The following is a 20,619-nucleotide window of genomic DNA, read 5'->3' on the forward strand; positions in this document are numbered from 1 at the left end:
CGAGACGAGCTCGTGCGCGAGTATTTTTCAAAGATCTCCGGCAATTCGGCCTTGACGGCCTTCGTGTCCAGCGCCGTCCGGCTGCTGCTCTTCCAGCTGACCACCTTCTCGCCGCTGAACAGCGCCGCCTCAGCGTCCTGCATCTCTGCCTTAAGCGCGTTCTTAGCGGCTTCGAGCCGTTCCTCCGCAGCGTCGGCAGCCGCCTTGGCCGCCCTCAGCTCCTGGATCAGCGGTTCGTCCTTCGCGCCGAGCTGAATGACGTGTTCGGGACGACTTGTCGGGTACAGGTAATTCAGAAGGTCAGTGCTCGCCCCGCTGCCGTCAACCAGCGGCGGGATGCCCTTCAGCACGTTCTCTTCCCAAAACTCTCGCTCGATGGAGGTCAGCGCCTTGATGACCGTCTCATCCCGCTCGACATACCGCTGCTCGAATCGGTTGCCGCCGATCAGGACCGCGAAGAATCCGTAATCCAGGCCGAGGACGGCCATATAGTGTTGAAGTTGGATTGCATAATGGTCGGGAATCTTGTCGTCTTCCCAGTCAGCTGAGGCCCATGCGTTCGTCGTCTTGACCTCGAGGATGCCGCGCCGCTTGCTGCCGTCGGTAATGAGGCGGTCGACGTTGCCGAGCATGAACGGATGATCCTTGTGTCGGTAGAGCTTGTTGCTCCGCTGGATCTTGAATCCGGATCGAGTCGCGAACTCGCGAGCAACCACGTCCTCAAGCTGGTTGCCCCAGTAAGCGGCCTCGCCAGCTTCAGGCGAGACGATCTGGCCAGTTTTCTCCAGGTAGACGCCAACCGGAGACTTCCATGGGTTCATGCCGGCTACGGCCGCCGCATCTGATCCGCCGATTCCTGCCTTGCGGAGCTTCAGCCATTCTGCGCGCTCCATTCCCTTCGTAATAGCTGCCACTGTCATTGCCATTCTTGTTCCCTCCCTGTTGAATTTTTGAGGGCCATCATGCTAAGATGGCCGCATACGAATCTTTCTGATGACCGGTGCCCGCCGGTCATTTTGCTTTTTGCACCCATTTTCCAGTTACGGTCTTCATAGAGAAGCCGGACACGTTGGTCTTAAAATGCGGTGCAACCGTGATTCCCTCCGAGTTGACAAGCACCTCGATGCTTACTGCGTCCGGGAACAGACTCTTCAGAACTTCATGCACGACCTGAATCTTTTCTTCCAAGAAATCACCTCGCTTCTGATGCTTGTCCAGCATCTGAGGGAGCATGAACGGAAAGGGGGGCAAACCGTTCACGCTGCCCTCAGACAGGGGACAAGCGCCCCTGCTTGCAGCTATTCGCGCGGCTCTCGAAGTCCGAGCTCTACCTGGCGTTCATACTCCTCTTCCCGCCAATCATCCTCATGCTCGCTGCTGTAGCGATCCAGCGGCGCCGGCATTTCCCAGGGCATCCGCTGGCTGAATCGATCCAGATCTGGTTCAAACATCGCCATTCCTCCTACTTGTCCCAAATGACCAGTACATCCTGACCTCCGACTTCCTCCACCGTCACGTCCAGCATTGGCTTGAGATCATCTGGTCGGTAAGTGCCGTCGTACTCACTGAAGCGCGTCTCGATATCACCGAAGTCCCGGAGCTTTATCTCTAGTTCCTCAATCAGCTCGCTTATCTTCAACGTGCTTCCTCCTTCACCGGAAGCTTGGCTTGTGCTATAATGGCGTCAATGAGCGCCTTTAGTCGGGATCTCAGCTGCGACGTCTTCCGTGCCGGGAAGGCGTTTTTTATTTGCCGATCGATGTCGGCCACTTCAATCTCGGTCCAGCAGATCGCCGCCCGCCGCAGTTCCGGCTCCACCCGCATCGGATGCTTCAGCAGCCATTCCCGCTGCTTCTGCAGCTCCGCGATCCGTTGCCGCGCTTCCCTCTTCAAACTCCTCTGACTTCTCACCGCGTCCCGCCTCCTTGTTTGACCGCGCTGCGCTTCCGCAATGGCATCACGTCCAGCACAGATTTCATTTGCTTCATAGCAGCCTCCATTGCCGTCAGCTTCTTCCAGCCGTCCCGACCGCCGGTCAGGTCCATATTGACCATCTCCAGGCCTTCCGTCGCCGCAGCCCATTGCTTAACCAGCGTGTAGCTCGGGCTCTTTGTGAATCCGGTCTCGACTTTTGCAATCACGGACCGATCCACATGAAGCTTTTTAGCCAACTGCTCTTGCGTCATTCCCGAGCGTTCCCGGCAAGCCTTCAGGATCTCGCCGATAGGTTGTTGGTTCATCGTCATCACCCATCCTCCCCCGACCTGTTCTTGCTTGGAACGGAGCCGGGATTTCGATGTTCCATCCGGACGATCTATGCTGGTAATAACAGATGATCCTCGCTCGGAAGCCCCTCGAACCTCCCCGCTTGCCTTCCCCCCAAAGCCCGCCCTGCATTGGCGCGGGCCCATCCATCTCTTCAAGGAACTTACGTCCCCATCCGGTTTGCTCGACTATGGATCGCACATCAAGAAGCTTTTTCATGAGGCCACTCCGCCGCGCTTCTTCCATCCATCGCCGGCATTCTTCTCGGTCCAATCCGTGTGACGTTCGCACCATTGAAGCAGTAGGTGAGTCAGCACTCGCGGATGCCCCATTTCCCGCATTACCGGAAAGTCCTCGCGGTTGAACAGCTCCGCGGCCTTCGTAGGCCCGATGTCCAGCAGCTCCATGAACTGCGTTCGGTTCAGGATCGGCGGCAGGCTGTTTACCAGGCTGTGACGTTCGAGCGCCTTATCGACCGCGGCGTTGATGATGCTTTCCAGTTGAGAAGCATCAAATTTGACCTCAAGCATTTTCCTCAGCTCCTTTCTCCGGCTGCTCCAGCATGATGCTGAAATTTGCCGCGATCAGTTTCTTCTCCAGCGGAGAGCATCTCCGCTGATTCACATAAGCCACCATCGTCCGAACCACGTTGGCCAGGTCCAGAAGCCGGAGAGTCGGGAGTCCGCCATCTCCGTCCGATGCTGCTGCAATTTCGTTGATCGGGTCCATTTTTAGATCACCTCCTTTTTGTCACATTCGTGTGACACATCACCCAAAAAAAATAGCTCCTCAAATTTCTTGCCCTCTAATGCATTAAGCACTGCCGCAACAAAGTCGTTCCCCAGTGAGAAGCGTTTGTCGCTAGCAGGCATCTTTGCCCGCCATAGCTGGGATCTTGATATTCCAATGAATTCGGCAAACTGTTGATCGGTTAAATTCAGCTCTTTCTGAACGTCATCTAACACATCTGCCCTTAAAAGAACTCTCATTGCCGCACCTCCTTCCGTTTCACGCTTGTTACATATCCAATATATCACGGAGATTTCACGCTTGCAACAAAAATATTTCACGCTTGATACAACATTTTGTATCAGAGTTGATACACTAAGCTCAAGATGTCTCATTAATGAAATGGTGATAATTATGGATTTAAAAACGTTCGGGATATTCTTCTCCCGCGCACGGGAAGAAAGCGGATTTAAAAGCCAACGTGAGCTGGCGGATAAGTCGGGGGTTAGCCATTCTACTATCAATAGAATTGAAGCTGGAACTCATCGTGCTTCCCCGGACACATTAAGACAGCTGGCTGATTTTCTCCGAAACGTAACCTATGAAGAAATGCTTCAAAGGTTGGGATACACCGACCATGGCTTCGTCGTTAGGGAGTCGAGCTCACCGTATAATGTTCAACCAGCAAAGGACATACCTGAACAAGATTATCGTTTTTTCGAGACCGATGGAGTGCAGTTTATTGCTCGATCTCAAAAAAACCTATCTCCAGAAGCTTTCAGGAAAATGCAGGAGCTCGCCAAGAAGGCAAGAGAAATTTTTGACGAGGATGAGGATTGATCCATCCGGCTCCGCAAGTCGACCTGATTTCAAGCGAGCGAACATCATGGCCGAGCAGATCCTGCGTGAGCTAAACAATCCGGAGCCGTCGATTGATCCATTTTTTATTGCAACCAAATTTGGATGGAAAGTCATATTCGAGCCTCTGTATGGGCCGGATGCTTACACAGCGAAAGACGTGAGAAAAGGTAAGAGCCGTTACATTATCTTCATCGCCGACGATGCTGCCCGTGGGCATTCACCGCTAAAGCAGCGCAGGCGCCAGCGCTACACGCTCGCTCATGAGATCGGGCACATCATGCTGCATTCGGAGTACGACTGGGCGAGTAGCAGCGACATCCCGGAATTCGGCCGGAAACTAGAAGTCGAGGCCCATTGGTTTGCAAGCCGGCTCCTGATGCCGGATTATGGCTTCCAGAACGTTATGGATTTGACAGTAAAGGCTGTAACGGAAAAGTTCGACGTGAATATCTCTGCTGCTCGAAAGAGGCTTGAAAAGCTCGACGAGCGCATTCGCAATAACCTCACCGAGGAGGTGGCTCTCTTCTTCAACTGGCAGAAGCCACAGATTCTTCTGGACGAGCCAATGCCGGATGAGGACATTTGGTTGATGGAAGTGGCCGCAGGAGCAGAGATGGACGTCGAGTTCCGTGTATGCAGCAACTGCCAGGAGATAATGCTTCGAGATCTTTACGGTTATATCTGCTTCAAATGCGGGCAATACGATACATAGCAACTCCCCCAGCCGATGGGGAACAATGGAGTTGGAATTCAGTGCCAGACTGGTTCAAAAAGCTTGCAGTCGCATGTCTTGCAATAAATCTAATTCTTGGGTTTATTGCTTTTGGCTACATCGTTTTTCAATTCGTTGGTGGGTTTTCAATAATCCTCACAATGGTATTTCTTTTTCTCGTGATCATTGGGTATTCATCCAATAAAGAAGAGATTGAGGAGAATGTCTTAAAGCAAAAGAGGCATTCTCAATGATTGTTTCCAAGGATTCTATGTTAAACGATGCCTTTCTCAAAAAAATGCACATCGGAATCTGGCATGACGACGAGCCTGTCGACTACGGCCTGATTGAACTTCAATCAAAGACGCTGTAAAGGTGAACGGCATGTACTACATCAAGAGCCAGTACGAATTTCGCTTGGAAGAAGAAAGAGCCCGCTGAGGGCTTTTTCTTTCCAGATTTATCCGAACGTACATTCTGAATTGGAGGTGCAGCATGGCATCGTTCAAGAAGTATCCAGCCAATAATAAGCAAGGCTACAAGTGGGGATGCATCAAGGAAGGGCCGCCCGATCCAGTGACAGGCAAGCGTAAGCAGATTGAAAGACGGGGGGATACGAAGAAAGAGGCTGAGGCTCGCTGCGATGAGGCGATCTCCAAGCTGACGGAATTCGGAATCGACGAGAAGAAGCTCAAGAGCCTGACCTTCGAAAGAGTGGCGGAGGAATGGCTGGACGTCTACAGCCGGACCGGAAAGAAACCGGGGACGCTCCGGCTTCGCCGCAACTCGATCAAAACCTTGAATAGCTATATTGGCCAGATGTCTATCGACCGTATCGCTCCACGCGATCACCAGCGCATTCTGAACAAGCTCCACGACGAAGAGTACGCGAAACCCACCATCGAAGGCGTACACGTCACAGCGAACCTTATCTATCAGCATGCGGTGAAGGAAAGGTATCGGCGGGATAATCCGGCGAAAGGCGCGGTAATCCCTGTGAGGCGCCGAACGGTGGAGGAGATCGAGAGCAACCCGATCGAGGAGAAGTATCTGGAGCGCGCGGAGCTGAATACCCTGCTTGATACAGCCGTGAAGCATGGGCTCGAGCTGGATCAGGAGATCTTGTTCCTGATGGCCTTCAGCGGCATGAGGATGGGCGAGGTGCTTGCCTTGAAGTGGAGCGATATCAACTTCGACACCGGCTTTGTACGTGTCACCAAGACGCTCTACAGCGAAACGAACAACATGCGTGTTTACGAGCTGCTCCCGCCAAAGACAAAAGCATCGATTCGCGAGTTCGATGTCGACGCGAAGATCCTGGCGATGCTAAAAGCACACAAGAAACGTCAGGCTGTCGTGAAGCTGGCCACGCGCCACCTGATTGAGGACTATCATGACGAGAACTTCGTCTTCCGGCATGACAATGGCTACCCCTGGGCCCCAAAACAGCTCGCTAACCGGCTTGAGCGCCTCGTGAGGAAGGCAGGAATCGCAAAGAAAGCAACGTCCCATATCTTCCGCCACACGCACGTCAGCATGCTCGCGGAAGCCGAGATACCTCTCAGCACCATCATGCAGCGTGTCGGCCATGATGATCCGGATACCACGCTGAAAATCTATACTCACGTAACGGAGAAAATGAAAAAGGATGCCAGCCAGAAGGTGAGTGCCTCCTTCGCCGACATCCTCAGTGGGCTTGCTTTGCCGAAAATGTGAGTTTTCCGTGAGTTTCAACAAGAAACGGGACCCCGAAGGGTCCCTTTTTCCTTGCTGGATCAGGCTTGGTGGCCCGGCACTTACATCATGCCGCCCATTCCGCCCATTCCGCCCATGTCAGGCATAGCCGGTTTGTCTTTTTCCGGTTTGTCGACGACAACCGCTTCGGTCGTCAGAACGACAGCCGCTACGGAAGCGGCGTTCTGCAGCGCGGAACGCGTTACCTTCGTCGGGTCGACGATGCCGGCTTCGAACATGTTCACCCAGTCGCCGGTAGCGGCGTTGTAGCCGATGCCGATCGCTTCTTTTTTCAGGCGCTCGACGATGACGGAGCCTTCAACGCCTGCATTGGTCGCGATCGTGCGGACCGGCTCTTCGAGAGCGCGCAGGATGATGTTGACGCCGGTTTTCTCTTCGCCCGTCACGTCCAGAGCTGCAACAGCTCCGTATACGTTCACGAGTGCCGTGCCGCCGCCGGATACGATGCCTTCTTCCACAGCTGCACGCGTGGAGTTCAGGGCGTCCTCAATGCGCAGCTTGCGCTCTTTGAGTTCCGTTTCGGTCGCTGCTCCGACTTTGATGACTGCAACGCCGCCGGACAGCTTGGCCAGACGCTCCTGCAGCTTCTCGCGGTCGAAGTCGGAAGTCGTTTCTTCCAGCTGCGTGCGGATCTGCTTCACGCGCACATCGATGTCGGTTTTGTCGCCGGCGCCGTCAACGATGATCGTGTTTTCTTTGGTTACGCGGATTTGGCGAGCGGAGCCGAGCTGCTCAACCGTCGTGGACTTGAGGTCCAGGCCGAGCTCTTCGGTGATTACTTGGCCGCCCGTCAGAGCGGCGATATCGCCCAGCATCGCTTTGCGGCGGTCTCCGAAGCCAGGAGCTTTGACGGCTACGCAAGTGAAGGTGCCGCGCAGGCGGTTGACGATCAGCGTAGCTTGAGCTTCGCCTTCGACGTCTTCAGCGATGATCAGCAGCTGCTTGCCGGATTGAACGACTTTCTCCAGAACAGGCAGGATCTCCTGGATGTTGGAGATTTTTTTGTCGGTGATCAGGATGTACGGGCTGTCGAGGACAGCTTCCATCTTGTCCGTATCCGTGATCATGTATGGAGATACGTAGCCGCGGTCGAACTGCATGCCTTCGACCACTTCGAGCTCCGTGTAGAAGCCTTTGGATTCTTCAACCGTGATGACGCCGTCGTTGCCGACTTTTTCCATCGCTTCAGCGATCAGCTGGCCGACTTCGTCGTCGCCGGAGGAGATGGCCGCAACCTGTGCGATGGAATGCTTGCCTTCGATCGGCTTGGAAATATTTTTAAGCTCTTCCACGGCAGCGCGGACAGCTTTCTCGATGCCTTTGCGCAGAACGATCGGGTTCGCGCCGGCCGTTACGTTTTTGAGACCTTCGCGGATGATCGCTTGAGCCAGAACCGTAGCGGTCGTCGTGCCGTCGCCGGCAACGTCGTTCGTTTTCGTTGCGACTTCTTTGACCAGCTGGGCGCCGGCATTTTCGAACGGGTCTTCCAGTTCGATTTCTTTGGCGATGGATACGCCGTCGTTCGTGATCAGCGGGCTTCCGAATTTCTTCTCGAGCACCACATTGCGGCCTTTAGGACCGAGCGTTACTTTAACTGCATTTGCAAGAGCGTCGACTCCGCGCAGCATGCCGCGGCGTGCGTCTTCGCTGAACTTGATTTCTTTTGCCATCGTCCATTACCTCCCGGTATATAGTTGTGGATGGAATCCTCTAAGTATGAAAATCCGATGTATGGCGAAGCTTCGCTGCAAGAAGCCTTAGCCGAAGATCGCGTGGATGTCGCTTTCTTTCATAATCAAATACTCTTTGCCCTCGTATTTGATCTCCGTTCCCGCATATTTGGAGAACAGAACACGGTCGCCGACTTTCACTTCCAGCTCAACTCGCACGCCATCCTTAAGCGCACCGCTTCCTACAGCGACGATTTTGCCTTCTTGCGGCTTTTCTTTCGCCGTGTCCGGCAGCACGATACCGCTGGCGGTAGTCTCTTCTTTAGCGATCGGTTCTACCAATACGCGTTCACCCAAAGGTCTGATCATGAAAAAATAGCCTCCTTAATTAGAATTTGTCGTATTTTGTTAGCACTCATAAGGCCTTAGTGCTAATAACAAGTTTTATGATACTCAACTTGGGACCGGATTTCAAGTGGGAGGCATCGATTTTATGTGAAGTTTACATCCCTTCTCATCCAAACAAAATAGCCGCCGGCTGGGCCGACGGGCTAACAGAGGGGATTGAACGTCATTTGTTGGAGGAATCGTCGAGAGCTTCAAGCTTCTCCGAGACGAGATGAAGCGCCGCTCCGGAGGTGTAGATGAAGACGCTGCCGATAAGGAATCCGATGCCGACCATAAGGGTCATATTCGTGTCGCTGAAGTGGGTGATGTCCCACAGGCAAGCTACAACGCCGATCAACAAGCAGGTCCAAGCCATTATATTCATGAATTGGAAGAGACGATCGACCGCGGTTTTGCTTTGCTCGATTGGCTTGACAGAAATCATCTTGGCCATGAATGTCACATCCCGTTCAAAGTTGTAAGTGGTTTCATATCTATACTATACCACAATCCGCCTAAATATGTTCAAATACTTTTCACTTTTTGATCAAATATTGGACATGGATCGGTCTCATATGGCTTGAAACGCCTATTTATCAGGCTTGACTGGGGCAAAGTCAATGCTCCTACCCTCTCCATCTTGTCCGATTCATGTCCGTTTTATGACGTTCCGGACGGCAGGCAGCAAAAAAAAAGCCTGCCGCATGGGCAGGCTTGATGCATGCTTTCTATTTGCTTGCAGCGACGGCGTATTCCTGCTCGAACCGCGCATCCTTCTCCTGCTGGCGCTTGTAGATCCGGGCGCACATCAGGATGCTCAGCTCGTAGAGCAGGATGAGAGGTATCGCCACCAGCGTGTCCGAGACGACATCGGGCGGAGTGACCGTGACGCCGATGAACACCATGATGAAGTAGGCGACTCTCCTCATCTTCCGGAGGCCGCCCGGCGTCAGAATCCGGATCGCGGTCAGGAACATGAGCAGGAGCGGCAGCTCGAACAGAAGCGATATCGGCACGATGATGTTGACCATGAACGTCAGATACTGCACGATGCCGTACGTTTCTTCAAGTCCAAGGCTTCGGGCGACCTTGGAGGTGAAGTGGAAAGCCATCGGGAACACGACGTAATAGGAGAACGCCAAGCCGAGCAGCAGCATGAACAGCGCGTAGGGAACGTACCGGAGCGCGGCCCGCTGCTCATGCACGCGAAGAGCCGGCTTGACAAAGGACCAGAGCTGGAAGAAAGCGACCGGAACCGCCGGAACGAGCGCGATGATGAAAGCGAACTTCATATAGATTCCGATGCCGTCCCAGAGGGAGAAGGTATGGAAGCCTCCGATCTCCTTGGCCTGTTCCGTGGACGTCAAGTAGTTGTACATCGGTTCGGCGAAAAAGAGGCCAAGTATCAATCCCGCTATGAGCACCAGCAAAATCACGAAGATCCGCTTGCGCAGCTCTCCCAGATGGTCCATGAGGGACATCAGGCCTTCTTCCCGCAGCCGCGTGCGCTGCCCTGCCTTATTCCCCGTGGGGCTGGCCATACGCGATCCTCCTTACATGTACAAGTTGAATCATTCCGGCTGTCCGCCGGTTATTCCGGAAGACGCTTCGAATCCGCGCGGACAGGCTCGACCTCTCCGTCCACTTCGATGCGCGACGCAGCGTCGCGGCGCGCAGGCTGCTGCTGATTGTCGTCTTCCATCAGATCGCGGGCGCCGGCCTTGAATTCCTTCAGCGTGCGGCCGAAAGCGCGGCCAAGCTCCGGGAGCTTGTTGGGTCCGAACAGCAGGAGAGCGATAACGGCGAGCAGCAGGAAGCCTGTAGCTCCAATTCCACTAAACATGATGAATGATTCCTCCTCTGGATTTCGCGAGAATCTCGCTGGATGTCTGGCGTCTCCAGTCATCCTTCCTTCCAGGAGCCATCGTGCCTGAAGGGAAGGATGCTGAAGACAATCGGTAATGCGCGCCGCGGAAGCTTCAGCAGCCGTAAAGGCCGCCGTAGCCCATCGCGGCAATATCCTCTTTGACGATCTTCTCCCCGGCCAATATCCGGGGAAGCAGCACATCGAACGACGTATAGGGGTCGTGCATGACGCAGCCCGGAAGGCCCAGCACAGGCGTCCCGCCTAGATAGCCGATGAGCAGCATCGATCCCGGCAGCATCGGCGTCCCGTAGCTGACGATGTCGGTGCCGGCCGATCTGATGGCGCCTGGCGTGCGGTCGTCGGGGTCGACGGACATGCCGCCTGTAAGCAGTATCATATCATACTCTTTATTTTTGTACTCAAGGATTTTCCTTGCAATGGCGTCCTTGTCATCCGGCATGATCGCCTGCTCGGCAACCGCCGAGCCGAGCGCCTCCAGCTTCGCCCGGACCGCCGGCCCGAACCGGTCCTGGATCCGTCCGCTGTGCACTTCTCCGCCCGTCGTGATCAGTCCGGCCGTCATCGGACGAAGCGGCTTCACCTCGATAGGAGCCCTGCCGGTAGCGGAACGATATTCGGCGGCGAGGCTTTCCACGGCCTCGATCTTGGTTTGGGATACAACGAGCGGAATGACGCGCGTCGCCGCGAGCTGTCCGCCCGCTTCGACAAGGCGGTTGCTGCTGATCGTGGCAAGGGCGATATCGCCGAGGGCGTTGACCGCGTTCACATAGTCGGAGTCGATCTTGGCGAGCCCCTGCATCGAGGACTTGACCGCAACCTTGCCCTCGTGCGGCTCGCCGAGCTGCGTTCCATCTCCTTGAAGAGCCTTGGCCATCCTCAGTGCCGCATCGTCCTCGTGCAGCTCGTCCTCGGCCAGCTCCATGACATAGATATGGGCTTTGCCGATATCCAGCAGGGCCGGTATATCGGCTGCTTCAATGACATGGCCTTTCTTGAACAGCCTGCCCTTGAAGCTTCCGGGAACGATTCGCGTCAAATCATGGGCCAGCCGGAGGCCGAGCGCATGCTCGACAGGCACTTCGCGCAGCTTGGTTTTCATGGTCACCCTTCATGCTCCCCTTCCCGGCCCGATACGATGCCGAGAGCATGAGGCAGCTGGTCGATGACCGCCATCAGGCATTCATGGACGCCCTTGGGATTGCCCGGCAGATTGATGACCAGCGTCCGGCCCCGGACGCCGCTGACGCCGCGAGAGAGCATCGCCTTGCGTGTACGCGACATCGTGCTGCTGCGCATCACTTCCGATATGCCGGGAACCAGCCTCTCGACGACCTTGAGCGTCGCCTCCGGCGTCACATCCCGCGGTCCAAGCCCTGTGCCTCCGGTCGTAAGCACCAGGTCGGCCTGATAATAATCCGTCATTTCGATCATGGCCGCCATGATTTCGTCCTGCTCGTCGGGCACGATCCGGTAATCCACGATATCCCCGTGCAGCTCCTCCTCGACCAGCTCGCGGATGACCTGCGCGCTCGTGTCCTCCCGCTCTCCCCTGAAGCCCTTGTCGCTTGCTGTGAGAACCGCTACCTTCCATCGCATCTGACGTTCCTCCCGTCCCCTGTCGCCGTTCTTATCCCCGCATGAAATCCCCGTTTTTGCCGCCTGACTTGGATACAAGCTCGGTCGGACCGATCACCATATCCTTTTGCATCGCCTTGCACATGTCGTACACGGTCAGCGCAGCGGCGGATACCGCCGTAAGAGCTTCCATTTCCACTCCGGTCACGCCTTTGGTCTTCACTGTCGCCTGGATGTAGAGCTTGTCCTCGCCATTATCCGAGAAGGCGATGTCTATGCCCGTGAGCGGGAGCGGATGGCACATCGGAATCCATGACGACGTGTTCTTGGCCGCCATGATTCCGGCCACTTGAGCCACGGCCAGCACATCCCCCCTTGGAGATGCCGCCGGATTTGATCCTGGCCAGCGTATCCTCCGCCATCTGCACGGTTGTCCGCGCCGCAGCCGTTCTCGACGTCGTCTCCTTGCCCGTCACATCCACCATCCGGGCCCGTCCCTGTCCATTGAAATGGCTCAGGCTGTCCGCCTCGCCGCCATCCACGCCAGCAGGCAGCCTGTCATCTGCAGTCGCCATCCGCTTCCCCAGCTCCCTTCAACTATCGTTATCCGCCGTCAAGCCTGACGGGCGAACCATTGCATGCCCTCTTCCGTAATGAGGCCGTCCAGCTTGGCGTCATGCGGCTCCATCGGTACGGCATCGACGATCTGGAACGCGAACCCGATGCCGATCCATGGAGGCGGCTCTCTCCCGGCCGACCGGGCAGCATGCTCGAGCTTGAGGCGGTAGCGGTCGTAATAACCGCCGCCGTAGCCGAGCCGGCCCCCCCTTGCCGTCGAAGCCGGATCCCGGCACCAGCACCGCATCCGGCAGAAATCCTTCCGGCAGCGCCGGCGCGACGGCCGGGTCGGGCTCCAGGATTCCATAGGCTCCGGGCTTCAGCTCCTCCCAGGAAGCAAGGCGATGCAGCGTCATCGACCGGTCCGGCAGCGACGCGCGGGGAACGAGGACATCGATTCCGGCTCGCCAGGCCCATTCGATCAGCGGCGACAGATCCAGCTCGGAGCGGAAAGCCGCATAGGCCGCCAAGCTTGCGCAGCCGCTTCCCTGCAGCCATTGGGCCGCTCGGTGGCATGCAGCCGCGGATGCGGCCATCCTTGCTTCGGGAGAGGCGGAATCCCGAATGTGAAGAAGACGTGCTCTTACCGATGATTTGTCGTCCGGATGATTGCCCATCGTTCGAAGTAACCCCTCGCAGGCTCTTGGTCATAATTGTCTATAGTTTACCACTGAGACCTTTGTTTCGCCAATAAGGGTCGATTATGGCGGTCAATTGCGTTATTCTTAATAGAAGAAGAACGATTGAAAGGAACTAGGGTTCTATGCTGCTGCAAGTAAACGATCTGACCAAAAGCTACGGCATCACAACCATACTCTCCCGCATCTCCCTGCAGATCCAGGAGCGCGAGCGCATCGGACTTGTCGGGGTGAACGGCGCCGGCAAGTCCACCCTGCTCCAGATTCTGGCCGGCGTCCAATCGGCCGACAGCGGCGTCATTCATCGCGCCAAGGAAACCCGCATCGGCTACCTCGCCCAGAACAGCGGCCTGCAGTCGGGCAAGAGCATCGACGAGGAGATGCGTCTGGTTTTCGCCCATCTCGTGGAAGCCGAGCAGGAGCTGCGCAGGCTGGAGCATGAAATCGCCGATCCTTCCCTGCATGGGGATGAAAAAAAATACAACGACACCCTCGAGCGCTACGCCCGCAGATCCGACTGGTACCGGGATCAAGGCGGCTTCGAGATGGAGACCCGCATCAAAAGCGTGCTGCACGGCATGGGTTTCGGGGATACGGATCCCGCCACGCCGGTCTCGACGCTGAGCGGAGGACAGAAAACCCGTCTCGCGCTGGCCCGGATTCTGCTGCAAGCCCCCGACCTGCTGCTGCTGGACGAGCCGACCAACCATTTGGACATCGCAACGCTGACCTGGCTGGAGGATTATTTGCGCAGCTATTCGGGCGCCATTCTCATCGTCTCCCATGACCGCTACTTCCTGGATGCCACGGTCGGCACGATCATCGAGATCGAGCGGCATCAAGCCCGGCGTTATGCGGGCAATTATTCCCGCTATGTCGATCTCAAGGCGGCGGAATACGAATCGGCCATGAAGCAGTACGAGAAGCAGCAGGACGAAATCGCCCGCATGGAAGAATTCGTCCGCCGCAACATCGTGCGGGCATCCACGACCAAGCGCGCGCAGAGCCGCCGCAAGGCGCTCGACCGCATGGAGAGGATCGACCGCCCCGCGGGCGATCTCAAGCGGGCCAGCTTCCGCTTCGAGATCGAGCGCGCGACGGGGCGCGACGTGCTGGAGGCGCTGGATTTGTCCGTCGGCTTCGGAGACAGCGTCGAGCCGGTCTTCCGCGACGTCACGCTGCGCCTCGAGCGAGGGGAGACCGTCGCCCTCGTCGGCCCGAACGGCATCGGCAAGTCGACCCTGCTCAAGGCGCTGATGGGCAAGCAGGAGGTGCTCGCCGGAACGGTCCGGTGGGGCACCCATGTGAAGCTCGGCTACTACGATCAGGAGCAGACGGAGCTGAGCGGAACCAATACCGTCCTTGAAGAGGTATGGAGCGCCTTTCCCGGCGTGGAGGAAGCCCGGATCCGGACGATCCTCGGCAACTTCCTGTTCAGCGGAGACGACGTCAAAAAGCGGGTCGGCTCCCTCAGCGGCGGAGAGAAGGCGCGCGTCGCGCTTGCCAAGCTGATGCTTCAGCAGGCGAATGTCCTTATCTTGGACGAGCCGACCAACCATTTGGATCTATTCAGCAAGGAAGTGCTCGAATCGGCGCTGCTCGACTATGAGGGCACGCTCCTGTTCATCTCCCATGACCGGTATTTCCTGAACAAAATCGCGGAACGCATGGTGGAGATGACACCGTCCGGCACGGTCGACTACCTCGGGAACTACGACGACATGATGGAGAAAAAGAAGGAGATCGCAGAGCTCCTGCTCGAAGCCCGCGAGGCTGCGCGCCCCGCATCCGGCGCCTCTGCGGAAGGCGGCTCAACGGCTCCGGCCGGCAGCGCCTCCTCTTACGAGGCCGACAAGCAGCTCGCCGCGACGAGCGGGCGCGGCAGCGCCGAATCGAGCAGCTCGAAGCCGACATCGCCTCGCTGGAAGCCGATTCCGAACGCCACGAGGAGCGGCTGGCGGATCCTGAAGTTTACCAGGACTATATCCGCCTTCAGGAAGTGCAATCCAGCCTGGACGCCGTCCGGGTCCGCCTGCAGGCGGCGTACGAGGAGTGGGAAGGACTTCTTGCCTGAGCGAAAGCCGGGCGGCGATATGCAGGTTCCTTCCATCCTTATCCGCAAAAGAACCTTTCCGCCCTGGAGCCGAAGGGTTCTTTTGCGTGGGCATGTTTGAGCATGTATGAAATTAGTTTCAGTCCAACGCTTGCAAATCATTGAATTCAGGCGTATAATAAGTCCCATTGATTAACCCGCCTATTCCCCTTCTTTAGGAATCGATCATAACCCCCGATTCCGCCGTTTCTTGTTTCCCTTTTGATGAGACTGGCCTTAAAGCAATTCTGATTCACGCTGGCGCGGTCATTGGAGCCGCAAGGACGGAAGAGAGGTAGGGCTTCCGTTGTTTTGGAATGCGCAGTACGTAGAGAGCAGGACCAAACAAGCAGTTGCAGATGGAAAAGAAGCAGGAATGCAGTCGTTCTCCCGGGCCAAGCGCCGATCACCCGGTTGAATGGGTCAATCATAGACACGGAGGCAGCAAGCTCCGTACATCAGGAACCGGCATGCCGGTAAGCCGCATGAGGCGCAAGCAAATCAAATAGAAGGCCCTCCGCCTGAGCCCGCAAGGGGCCGGGAAGAGGGCCTTCGTCCATTTTCGGCTGCCGCTTTCAGTTATGCACAGCGTTATCCACAGCCCTGAATAAGTTGTCAGGCAATTCTGTATTGGAATTCAATTCAGACGCCGCATTGCACTTGGATCTCTGGATCGGCAATGAAACAAGAACGGAGCTCCAAAAAAATTATCCTCATTATCCACATTGTCCACAAGGCTGCTATGAAAAAAAATGTCCCCATTTTCTGCACAGCGTTTGTCCAGCAAGGAATTATCTGCAATGCACATGTCCACAAAGCAGTGGGCCACATCTTTCAGCAGCCGGAAGGCAGGCATAGCCGTCCTGCCTTCCCTATTTCTTCCGCTTCTGACCGCGGATCGATTCCGAGGCTAATTCACGCCGGCTTGTTTTCTGCCCGCTCCGACCCGGCTCATCACGGCTGCATTGCATGCCGAGACGTAAGCCTGCGCCGCCGCCAGGACGATGTCGTCATGAACCGCCGTGCCGCGATAACGCTCGCCGTCCATCAGGACAGAGACGACGGCTTCTCCATGGGCATCCTCGCCTGTAGAGAGGGAATGCAGCTCCAGGTCCTCCAGCTCCGAGGCGGCGGGAATGCCTTGGCGGATGCAGGCGATAACGGCTTCCAGAGGGCCGTGTCCAGCCGACGTGTACGTATGCTCGCGGCCGTCCTGCTCCCTCAGCGTGACCGTCGCCATGCGCGTGCGCTGGCTGCCTGCCAGCACCTGCAGATCGACAAGCACATACGGATCCGGCTGGGTTTCGGTCTGCTCTCCGGCGATCCGGATCAGCTGCTCGTCGGTGACGATTTTCTGGGCGTCTGCCTTGGCCTTGAACGCCTCGTACACCTGCTCCAGCTGCCCGCTGTCCAGCTCGATGCCGAATTCCGCAAGCCGGTGCTTGATGGCATGCCGTCCGGAATGCTTGCCGAGCACGATCATGCTGCGCGGAATGCCCATCGTCTCGGGATCCATGATTTCATAGGTGTTCCGATTTTTGAGCAGGCCGTCCTGATGGATGCCCGATTCATGCTGGAAGGCGTTGCGGCCGACGATCGGCTTGTTGAACGCGATCGGAAAATGCATCATCCGGCTGACGACGCGGGAAGTCTCGAAAATTTCCGCGCGATTGATGTTCGTGCCGACTCCAATGACCGGACCCCTCGTGTCCAAAATCATCGCCAGCTCCTCGACGGAGCAGTTGCCGGCCCGCTCGCCGATTCCGTTCACGGTCACCTCTACCTGGGAAGCGCCGGCCCGAATCGCCGCCAGGCTGTTCGCTGCCGCGAGGCCGAGGTCGTCATGGCAATGGGCGCTGTAGCGGACGCCCTCTCCGCCTCTTGCCCCCTGCCGTACAGCGGTGAACATCTTGGTGATCTCTTCGGGAAGCGCATATCCGAGCGTATCCGGCAGATTGATGATGGTGGCGCCGGACTCGATCGCCGCTTCGACCAGCTCGGTCAGAAAAGCCAGATCCGTGCGGGTCGCATCCATCGCCGAAAATTCAATCTCCTCGACGAACTGCTTGCCGTACGCCAGCACCTCCCGGGTTCGGGCGACGACCTGCTCCCTCGTCATCCGCAGCTGATGCTGCAGGTGGATGTCCGAGGAGCTGATGAAGATATGCAGACGGCGCCTTGCGGCATCGGCGGTCGCCTTGACGGCCGCATCGATGTCGCCGCGCACCGCGCGCGCGAAGCCCGCGATCTCCACCTGCTGCAGCTCCCTCGAGATCTGCTGGACGGCGGCGAATTCGCCGGGACTGGATACCGGGAAGCCCGGCTCGATGATGTCGACGCCAAGCTTCGCCAGCTGCCGGGCGATGATGATCTTCTTCTCCGGAGCGATCGCGGCTCCCGGCGATTGCTCCCCGTCTCTCAACGTCGTATCGAATATGTGGATCGTTCTGTTTCCGGCTGCGTTCATCATTTGGAATCCCTCCGAATTTGGTTTGGTCGACATGCAAAAAGCCCGCCGTCCCTCGCGGAAGAAAGAACCTATCGTTCTGTCTTCCGCAAGAGACGGCGGGCTGAAAAAAAAGGCCTCGCCGCGGTACCACTCTTGTTGCCCGTCCTTGCCGCGGCAGCCTGATCAGATGCAGCGGCAGGAGCGGACCCGCTCATGCTCGCCCGCGCGCCGAACTCCATGACGAAGTCCAGCCGCAGGCGGCATCCCGATGACGGGGGACAGCCGTAACCGGGTACCGGCTCGGCCGCAGCGGCCTTGCCCTCCCCGATTCCGCTCCCAGGCGAGTTCGGATCGGCCCTTCGGCTGCGTCGCACCTTGCCGCAGCTCTCTGAAGGTTCCGGACCGGTCCTACTGCTCCTGATCCTAGCGTTTGAACCTATTCAAGTTAAGTTGTCGATTGATTTGCCCTGCCAGATGGATGCCAAAAAGCCTGCCGTCTCTATGCAAGAGACGACAGGCTATGCCCGCGCGGTACCACTCTCGTTGACGCCGCCATGAACGGCGTCCCCTTGATTGCGATTCAGCGCCGTCCGGACGGCGTTGAATCGCAAAGCCGATGACGGGGCCAGCCGTAATGCCCTGCGGCCGCGTCCGAAGCCTCTCCGCCTCAAGGGCGTCCGGCTTCGGAACATGGCGTGACCGTTCAGGCATTCCGCTCCCAGGAGAGCTTCAGACGTCCATCGGCTGCGTCGCACCTCCCCGCAGCTCTCTGCCGGCATCCCTCTCGGGCATGCCCTTCCCGGACGTTCCTACTGTTCCTGTTCACAGCGTTTACACTCTATGGCTGCTCAGCAGCAGCATCCAACTGTTGAACTGAGTATATCGACGGCGGCCCCAGCTGTCAAGCTGGGAATCGGAACATAGGCTCCATCTTTCTTTTCGCGGCTTGACGGGGAAATCGGTTTGGTCCGCTGATTTCCGGCATCGGCACGAACATCCCCATCGTCCGTCGGCCGCCGGAAGGGCATGACGGAGCATGGCGCCCTCCCTGTCCGGGGTGACCGGGCAGGGAGGCTATGGTAGAATAGGACCCACACCGGAAATGGATGCAACATGTTCCAGTCTTTTGCCGTCATAGATTCCATTCAGCAATACCGCAATGATCAAGAGGTGATTCCAGCATGAACCAAGACACGCCGACCGTCTATTCGCGAATGGAAGCGGCCGTTCCCCGACGCACTGCCCGCAGGTCCCCCGTTCCGTTCCTGATCGCCTGGCTCCTCATTACGGCTGCAGGCATAGCCGGAGCCTGGTTTTATACGCAGCACTTGCAGCAGCAGATGTCCTTGCAGATCCAGCAGCAGACCGACATGCAGATCGCCGAGCTCCAAGCCAGGTACGACGAGAAGCTGGACAAGCTGGAATCGGGCTACCAGACCGAGCTCGCCGCCTTGAACAGCAAGGTTCAGAGCCTCAATGAGCTGCTCGCCTTCACCCGCGACAACGCCAGCGACAAGACCGACAACAGCAACAAGCTGTTCACCCAGCTGAGCGAAGTCCAAAAACAGCTCGACGAGCTGAAGAAAAACCTGGATGTGCTGAAATAATGCGGGGCGTCGACGTGCGCGTCATCAATCGGCGCATGCTGCTCATGACCGCCCCATTCCTCGGCGCGCTTCTGTTCCTGCTGCTGCATCAGCCTGAGGTGAGGCTTCCCGGCTCGGCGGCCCCTGTTCCCGCAGCGCCCAAGGATACTTCCGGACAAGTGCAGGCCATCGGGACCGGATTCGATCAGGCCAAGACCAGCGCCGTGCATACGGCCGGCTCCATCCAGAAAGCCGCTGCGCTGTACAGCCAGACCAGTCAGCGGATGAACGCCATTGCAGGCATGGCGCGATCCCAGAGCGGCCGTCCGCTCGCCGTCTACGACCGCCGCATCAGCATTCCGCTCGGAAGTCCGTCGGAGACGATCCAGACGGACAAGCTGACCGCCCAGCTGTATTTTATCAAAGCCCAGAACTTCAACGGCTACGCGCTCAAAGTGAGGCTCAAGCAGGAGGGAGCGATGAAGCTGGCGATCGGCGGAGACAAGCCGGGCCGGGCGGAGACGACGCTCGCAGCGGTCAAGCGCTACAATGCCGTCGCCGGCATCAATGCCGGCGGATTCGCCGACGACGGCTCCGGCCGCCGGTACCCGCTGAGCACGACCGTCATGGAAGGGAAATACATCGGCGGATTCGAGCCGTCCTACAAGGATTTGTTCTTCGTCGGTCTGAACAAGGAGCGCAAGCTGATCGGCGGAAAGTATTCCAGCCGCGAACAGCTGGACCGGGAAAACCCCGAATTCGGCGTCTCGTTCGTCCCTGTCCTGATGAAAGGCGGCATCGCCCAGCCGATTCCGCTGAAGTGGCAGCTGAGCCCGCTGCGGGCGCCCCGAACCGTCGTCGCCAACTACAAGGACGACCAGCTCCTGTTCATCGTCGTGGACGGCTACAATGAAGCCGGCAGCTCCGGGGCGACGCTCGGCGAGATGCAGATCCTGCTCTCCCGGTTCAAGGCCGTGGACGGCTACAATCTGGACGGCGGCGGCTCCTCGACGCTCGTTTTCAACGGCCGCATCGTCAACCATCCGTCGGACAAGAAGCTCCGTCCGCTTGCGACGAATTTCCTTTTCTTCTCTTGAACCGCAGAGGGGCAGCCGCCAAGTCATTCACTGACTTGGCGGCTGCCCCTTTTTCATGATTGCAAAGCAAGTTATTCGGCCGGAATCGCAGGCCTGGCCTCGCGGACGGACCACTCCTCGAGCGACAGGCCGGGATCGGCCTTCAGATCAAAGCCGGTGAACTGGCTCCGCGTCCATTTCAGATGGGCGGCGGCTCCGATCATCGCGGCGTTGTCCGTGCACAGCGATTGCGGAGGAATGAGCAGCGGCAGCCGCTCCGCCGCGCACAGCTCTTCCAGCCGGCTGCGCAGGCCGCGG

Annotated in this window: 23 protein-coding genes and 4 pseudogenes; 6 read left to right on the forward strand and 21 right to left on the reverse strand. The window is 57.5% G+C overall.

All coding sequences use genetic code 11. From position 1 onward, the window contains the following. From BN871_RS21025 to BN871_RS21055, 9 genes are all read right to left on the reverse strand, one after another. On the reverse strand, positions 1 to 926 hold a 926-nt coding region (locus BN871_RS21025; RefSeq protein WP_048748651.1), incomplete at its 3' end, for a YqaJ viral recombinase family protein. A gap of 85 nt (positions 927 to 1,011) precedes the next feature. Further along, on the reverse strand, positions 1,012 to 1,188 hold the full coding sequence (locus tag BN871_RS21030) for a hypothetical protein (RefSeq protein ID WP_157060352.1): 177 nt from the start codon (positions 1,186 to 1,188) through the stop codon (positions 1,012 to 1,014). Positions 1,189 to 1,298: 110 nt separating this feature from the next. Further along, positions 1,299 to 1,451 carry a hypothetical protein gene (locus BN871_RS27930; protein WP_021878833.1) on the reverse strand — a complete coding sequence of 51 codons (153 nt, stop codon included), beginning with the start codon at positions 1,449 to 1,451 and terminating at the stop codon, positions 1,299 to 1,301. An 11-nt stretch (positions 1,452 to 1,462) separates the two neighbouring features. Beyond that, complete coding sequence (locus tag BN871_RS27935) at positions 1,463 to 1,639, reverse strand: hypothetical protein (RefSeq protein WP_021878832.1); 177 nt, start codon at positions 1,637 to 1,639, stop codon at positions 1,463 to 1,465. After that, complete coding sequence (locus BN871_RS21035) at positions 1,636 to 1,911, reverse strand: hypothetical protein (RefSeq protein ID WP_021878831.1); 276 nt, start codon at positions 1,909 to 1,911, stop codon at positions 1,636 to 1,638. The genes BN871_RS27935 and BN871_RS21035 overlap by 4 nt, the downstream gene beginning before the upstream one ends. Continuing rightward, positions 1,908 to 2,246, reverse strand: coding sequence for a helix-turn-helix domain-containing protein (locus BN871_RS21040; RefSeq protein WP_021878830.1), 339 nt, complete (start codon positions 2,244 to 2,246; stop codon positions 1,908 to 1,910). Before BN871_RS21040 ends, BN871_RS21035 begins: the two co-directional genes overlap by 4 nt. Before the next feature lie 234 nt (positions 2,247 to 2,480). Beyond that, positions 2,481 to 2,795, reverse strand: a complete 315-nt coding sequence (locus BN871_RS21045) for a hypothetical protein (protein ID WP_053087025.1) — start codon at positions 2,793 to 2,795, stop codon at positions 2,481 to 2,483. Next, positions 2,788 to 2,994 (reverse strand): hypothetical protein, encoded by a 207-nt coding sequence (locus tag BN871_RS21050; protein ID WP_048748652.1) that lies wholly within the window; start codon positions 2,992 to 2,994, stop codon positions 2,788 to 2,790. The genes BN871_RS21045 and BN871_RS21050 overlap by 8 nt, the downstream gene beginning before the upstream one ends. A 2-nt stretch (positions 2,995 to 2,996) precedes the next feature. After that, complete coding sequence (locus tag BN871_RS21055; protein WP_021878828.1) at positions 2,997 to 3,254, reverse strand: hypothetical protein; 258 nt, start codon at positions 3,252 to 3,254, stop codon at positions 2,997 to 2,999. A 61-nt stretch (positions 3,255 to 3,315) separates the two neighbouring features. Here BN871_RS21055 and BN871_RS21060 point away from each other — a divergent pair, with 61 nt between their 5' ends. The 3 genes from BN871_RS21060 to BN871_RS21075 all read left to right on the forward strand — a co-directional run bounded on the left by BN871_RS21060 (position 3,316) and on the right by BN871_RS21075 (position 6,283). Further along, the gene (locus tag BN871_RS21060; protein ID WP_232313245.1) at positions 3,316 to 3,834 is read left to right on the forward strand and encodes a helix-turn-helix domain-containing protein; all 519 of its coding nucleotides are present in this window, start codon (positions 3,316 to 3,318) and stop codon (positions 3,832 to 3,834) included. 46 nt (positions 3,835 to 3,880) lie between these two features. After that, positions 3,881 to 4,567 (forward strand): ImmA/IrrE family metallo-endopeptidase, encoded by a 687-nt coding sequence (locus BN871_RS21065; RefSeq protein ID WP_198158079.1) that lies wholly within the window; start codon positions 3,881 to 3,883, stop codon positions 4,565 to 4,567. Positions 4,568 to 5,062: 495 nt separating this feature from the next. Next, positions 5,063 to 6,283 (forward strand): tyrosine-type recombinase/integrase, encoded by a 1,221-nt coding sequence (locus BN871_RS21075; protein WP_048748654.1) that lies wholly within the window; start codon positions 5,063 to 5,065, stop codon positions 6,281 to 6,283. A gap of 80 nt (positions 6,284 to 6,363) precedes the next feature. Here BN871_RS21075 and groL read toward each other — a convergent pair whose 3' ends face one another. The 10 genes and pseudogenes from groL to BN871_RS30345 all read right to left on the reverse strand — a co-directional run. Then, positions 6,364 to 7,992: a chaperonin GroEL gene (groL, locus tag BN871_RS21080; RefSeq protein ID WP_021878822.1), complete on the reverse strand. Its 1,629-nt coding sequence runs from the start codon at positions 7,990 to 7,992 to the stop codon at positions 6,364 to 6,366. An 87-nt stretch (positions 7,993 to 8,079) separates the two neighbouring features. After that, the gene (groES, locus tag BN871_RS21085; RefSeq protein ID WP_021878821.1) at positions 8,080 to 8,361 is read right to left on the reverse strand and encodes a co-chaperone GroES; all 282 of its coding nucleotides are present in this window, start codon (positions 8,359 to 8,361) and stop codon (positions 8,080 to 8,082) included. A 202-nt stretch (positions 8,362 to 8,563) separates the two neighbouring features. Further along, on the reverse strand, positions 8,564 to 8,833 hold the full coding sequence (locus BN871_RS21090) for a hypothetical protein (protein ID WP_021878820.1): 270 nt from the start codon (positions 8,831 to 8,833) through the stop codon (positions 8,564 to 8,566). Between the two features lie 274 nt (positions 8,834 to 9,107). Beyond that, the gene (gene tatC, locus BN871_RS21095) at positions 9,108 to 9,920 is read right to left on the reverse strand and encodes a twin-arginine translocase subunit TatC (RefSeq protein WP_021878819.1); all 813 of its coding nucleotides are present in this window, start codon (positions 9,918 to 9,920) and stop codon (positions 9,108 to 9,110) included. 50 nt (positions 9,921 to 9,970) lie between these two features. Further along, positions 9,971 to 10,222, reverse strand: coding sequence for a twin-arginine translocase TatA/TatE family subunit (locus tag BN871_RS21100; RefSeq protein ID WP_048748655.1), 252 nt, complete (start codon positions 10,220 to 10,222; stop codon positions 9,971 to 9,973). A gap of 136 nt (positions 10,223 to 10,358) precedes the next feature. Further along, complete coding sequence (locus BN871_RS21105) at positions 10,359 to 11,366, reverse strand: molybdopterin-binding protein (RefSeq protein WP_048748656.1); 1,008 nt, start codon at positions 11,364 to 11,366, stop codon at positions 10,359 to 10,361. A 2-nt stretch (positions 11,367 to 11,368) separates the two neighbouring features. After that, positions 11,369 to 11,863: a molybdenum cofactor biosynthesis protein B gene (locus BN871_RS21110; RefSeq protein WP_048748657.1), complete on the reverse strand. Its 495-nt coding sequence runs from the start codon at positions 11,861 to 11,863 to the stop codon at positions 11,369 to 11,371. 31 nt (positions 11,864 to 11,894) lie between these two features. Further along, positions 11,895 to 12,417: pseudogene (gene moaC / locus BN871_RS21115) on the reverse strand (cyclic pyranopterin monophosphate synthase MoaC). 38 nt (positions 12,418 to 12,455) lie between these two features. Beyond that, a complete protein-coding gene (locus BN871_RS29335) occupies positions 12,456 to 12,707 on the reverse strand; it encodes a 5-formyltetrahydrofolate cyclo-ligase (RefSeq protein WP_232313247.1) in 252 nt (83 codons plus the stop codon). A 19-nt stretch (positions 12,708 to 12,726) separates the two neighbouring features. Then, positions 12,727 to 13,077: pseudogene (locus BN871_RS30345) on the reverse strand (5-formyltetrahydrofolate cyclo-ligase); the annotation flags it as partial. Positions 13,078 to 13,223: 146 nt separating this feature from the next. On the opposite strand from BN871_RS30345, the pseudogene BN871_RS21130 reads away from it, so the two are divergent. Beyond that, a pseudogene (locus BN871_RS21130) lies at positions 13,224 to 15,172 on the forward strand (ABC-F family ATP-binding cassette domain-containing protein). A gap of 928 nt (positions 15,173 to 16,100) precedes the next feature. On the opposite strand, the gene BN871_RS21135 reads toward BN871_RS21130, so the two are convergent. Further along, entirely contained in the window at positions 16,101 to 17,657 is a 1,557-nt protein-coding gene (locus tag BN871_RS21135) for a 2-isopropylmalate synthase (RefSeq protein ID WP_048748663.1), read from the reverse strand. A 1,163-nt stretch (positions 17,658 to 18,820) separates the two neighbouring features. On the opposite strand from BN871_RS21135, the gene BN871_RS21140 reads away from it, so the two are divergent. Together BN871_RS21140 and BN871_RS21145 are read left to right on the forward strand one after the other, a co-directional pair. Continuing rightward, on the forward strand, positions 18,821 to 19,246 hold the full coding sequence (locus BN871_RS21140; protein WP_053087026.1) for a hypothetical protein: 426 nt from the start codon (positions 18,821 to 18,823) through the stop codon (positions 19,244 to 19,246). Then, complete coding sequence (locus tag BN871_RS21145; RefSeq protein ID WP_048748660.1) at positions 19,246 to 20,322, forward strand: phosphodiester glycosidase family protein; 1,077 nt, start codon at positions 19,246 to 19,248, stop codon at positions 20,320 to 20,322. The genes BN871_RS21140 and BN871_RS21145 overlap by 1 nt, the downstream gene beginning before the upstream one ends. A gap of 71 nt (positions 20,323 to 20,393) precedes the next feature. Here BN871_RS21145 and BN871_RS28615 read toward each other — a convergent pair. After that, a pseudogene (locus tag BN871_RS28615) lies at positions 20,394 to 20,619 on the reverse strand (tRNA (adenosine(37)-N6)-threonylcarbamoyltransferase complex transferase subunit TsaD); the annotation flags it as partial.

It is taken from the genome of Paenibacillus sp. P22 (assembly GCF_000469945.2).
Lineage (GTDB): Bacteria > Bacillota > Bacilli > Paenibacillales > Paenibacillaceae > Paenibacillus_O > Paenibacillus_O humicus.

Excerpts from the sequence above, each read along its gene's own strand:
- BN871_RS27930 (WP_021878833.1), bottom strand. The coding sequence starts at position 1,451 with ATGTTTGAACCAGATCTGGATCGATTCAGCCAGCGGATGCCCTGGGAA.
- BN871_RS21040 (WP_021878830.1), bottom strand. The coding sequence starts at position 2,246 with ATGACGATGAACCAACAACCTATCGGCGAGATCCTGAAGGCTTGCCGG.
- BN871_RS21045 (WP_053087025.1), bottom strand. The coding sequence starts at position 2,795 with ATGCTTGAGGTCAAATTTGATGCTTCTCAACTGGAAAGCATCATCAAC.
- BN871_RS21050 (WP_048748652.1), bottom strand. The coding sequence starts at position 2,994 with ATGGACCCGATCAACGAAATTGCAGCAGCATCGGACGGAGATGGCGGA.
- BN871_RS21055 (WP_021878828.1), bottom strand. The coding sequence starts at position 3,254 with ATGAGAGTTCTTTTAAGGGCAGATGTGTTAGATGACGTTCAGAAAGAG.
- BN871_RS21065 (WP_198158079.1), top strand. The coding sequence starts at position 3,881 with ATGGCCGAGCAGATCCTGCGTGAGCTAAACAATCCGGAGCCGTCGATT.
- BN871_RS21075 (WP_048748654.1), top strand. The coding sequence starts at position 5,063 with ATGGCATCGTTCAAGAAGTATCCAGCCAATAATAAGCAAGGCTACAAG.
- groL (WP_021878822.1), bottom strand. The coding sequence starts at position 7,992 with ATGGCAAAAGAAATCAAGTTCAGCGAAGACGCACGCCGCGGCATGCTG.
- groES (WP_021878821.1), bottom strand. The coding sequence starts at position 8,361 with ATGATCAGACCTTTGGGTGAACGCGTATTGGTAGAACCGATCGCTAAA.
- BN871_RS21090 (WP_021878820.1), bottom strand. The coding sequence starts at position 8,833 with ATGGCCAAGATGATTTCTGTCAAGCCAATCGAGCAAAGCAAAACCGCG.
- tatC (WP_021878819.1), bottom strand. The coding sequence starts at position 9,920 with ATGGCCAGCCCCACGGGGAATAAGGCAGGGCAGCGCACGCGGCTGCGG.
- BN871_RS21100 (WP_048748655.1), bottom strand. The coding sequence starts at position 10,222 with ATGTTTAGTGGAATTGGAGCTACAGGCTTCCTGCTGCTCGCCGTTATC.
- BN871_RS21105 (WP_048748656.1), bottom strand. The coding sequence starts at position 11,366 with ATGAAAACCAAGCTGCGCGAAGTGCCTGTCGAGCATGCGCTCGGCCTC.
- BN871_RS21110 (WP_048748657.1), bottom strand. The coding sequence starts at position 11,863 with ATGCGATGGAAGGTAGCGGTTCTCACAGCAAGCGACAAGGGCTTCAGG.
- BN871_RS29335 (WP_232313247.1), bottom strand. The coding sequence starts at position 12,707 with ATGCGGTGCTGGTGCCGGGATCCGGCTTCGACGGCAAGGGGGGGCCGG.
- BN871_RS21135 (WP_048748663.1), bottom strand. The coding sequence starts at position 17,657 with ATGAACGCAGCCGGAAACAGAACGATCCACATATTCGATACGACGTTG.
- BN871_RS21140 (WP_053087026.1), top strand. The coding sequence starts at position 18,821 with ATGAACCAAGACACGCCGACCGTCTATTCGCGAATGGAAGCGGCCGTT.
- BN871_RS21145 (WP_048748660.1), top strand. The coding sequence starts at position 19,246 with ATGCGGGGCGTCGACGTGCGCGTCATCAATCGGCGCATGCTGCTCATG.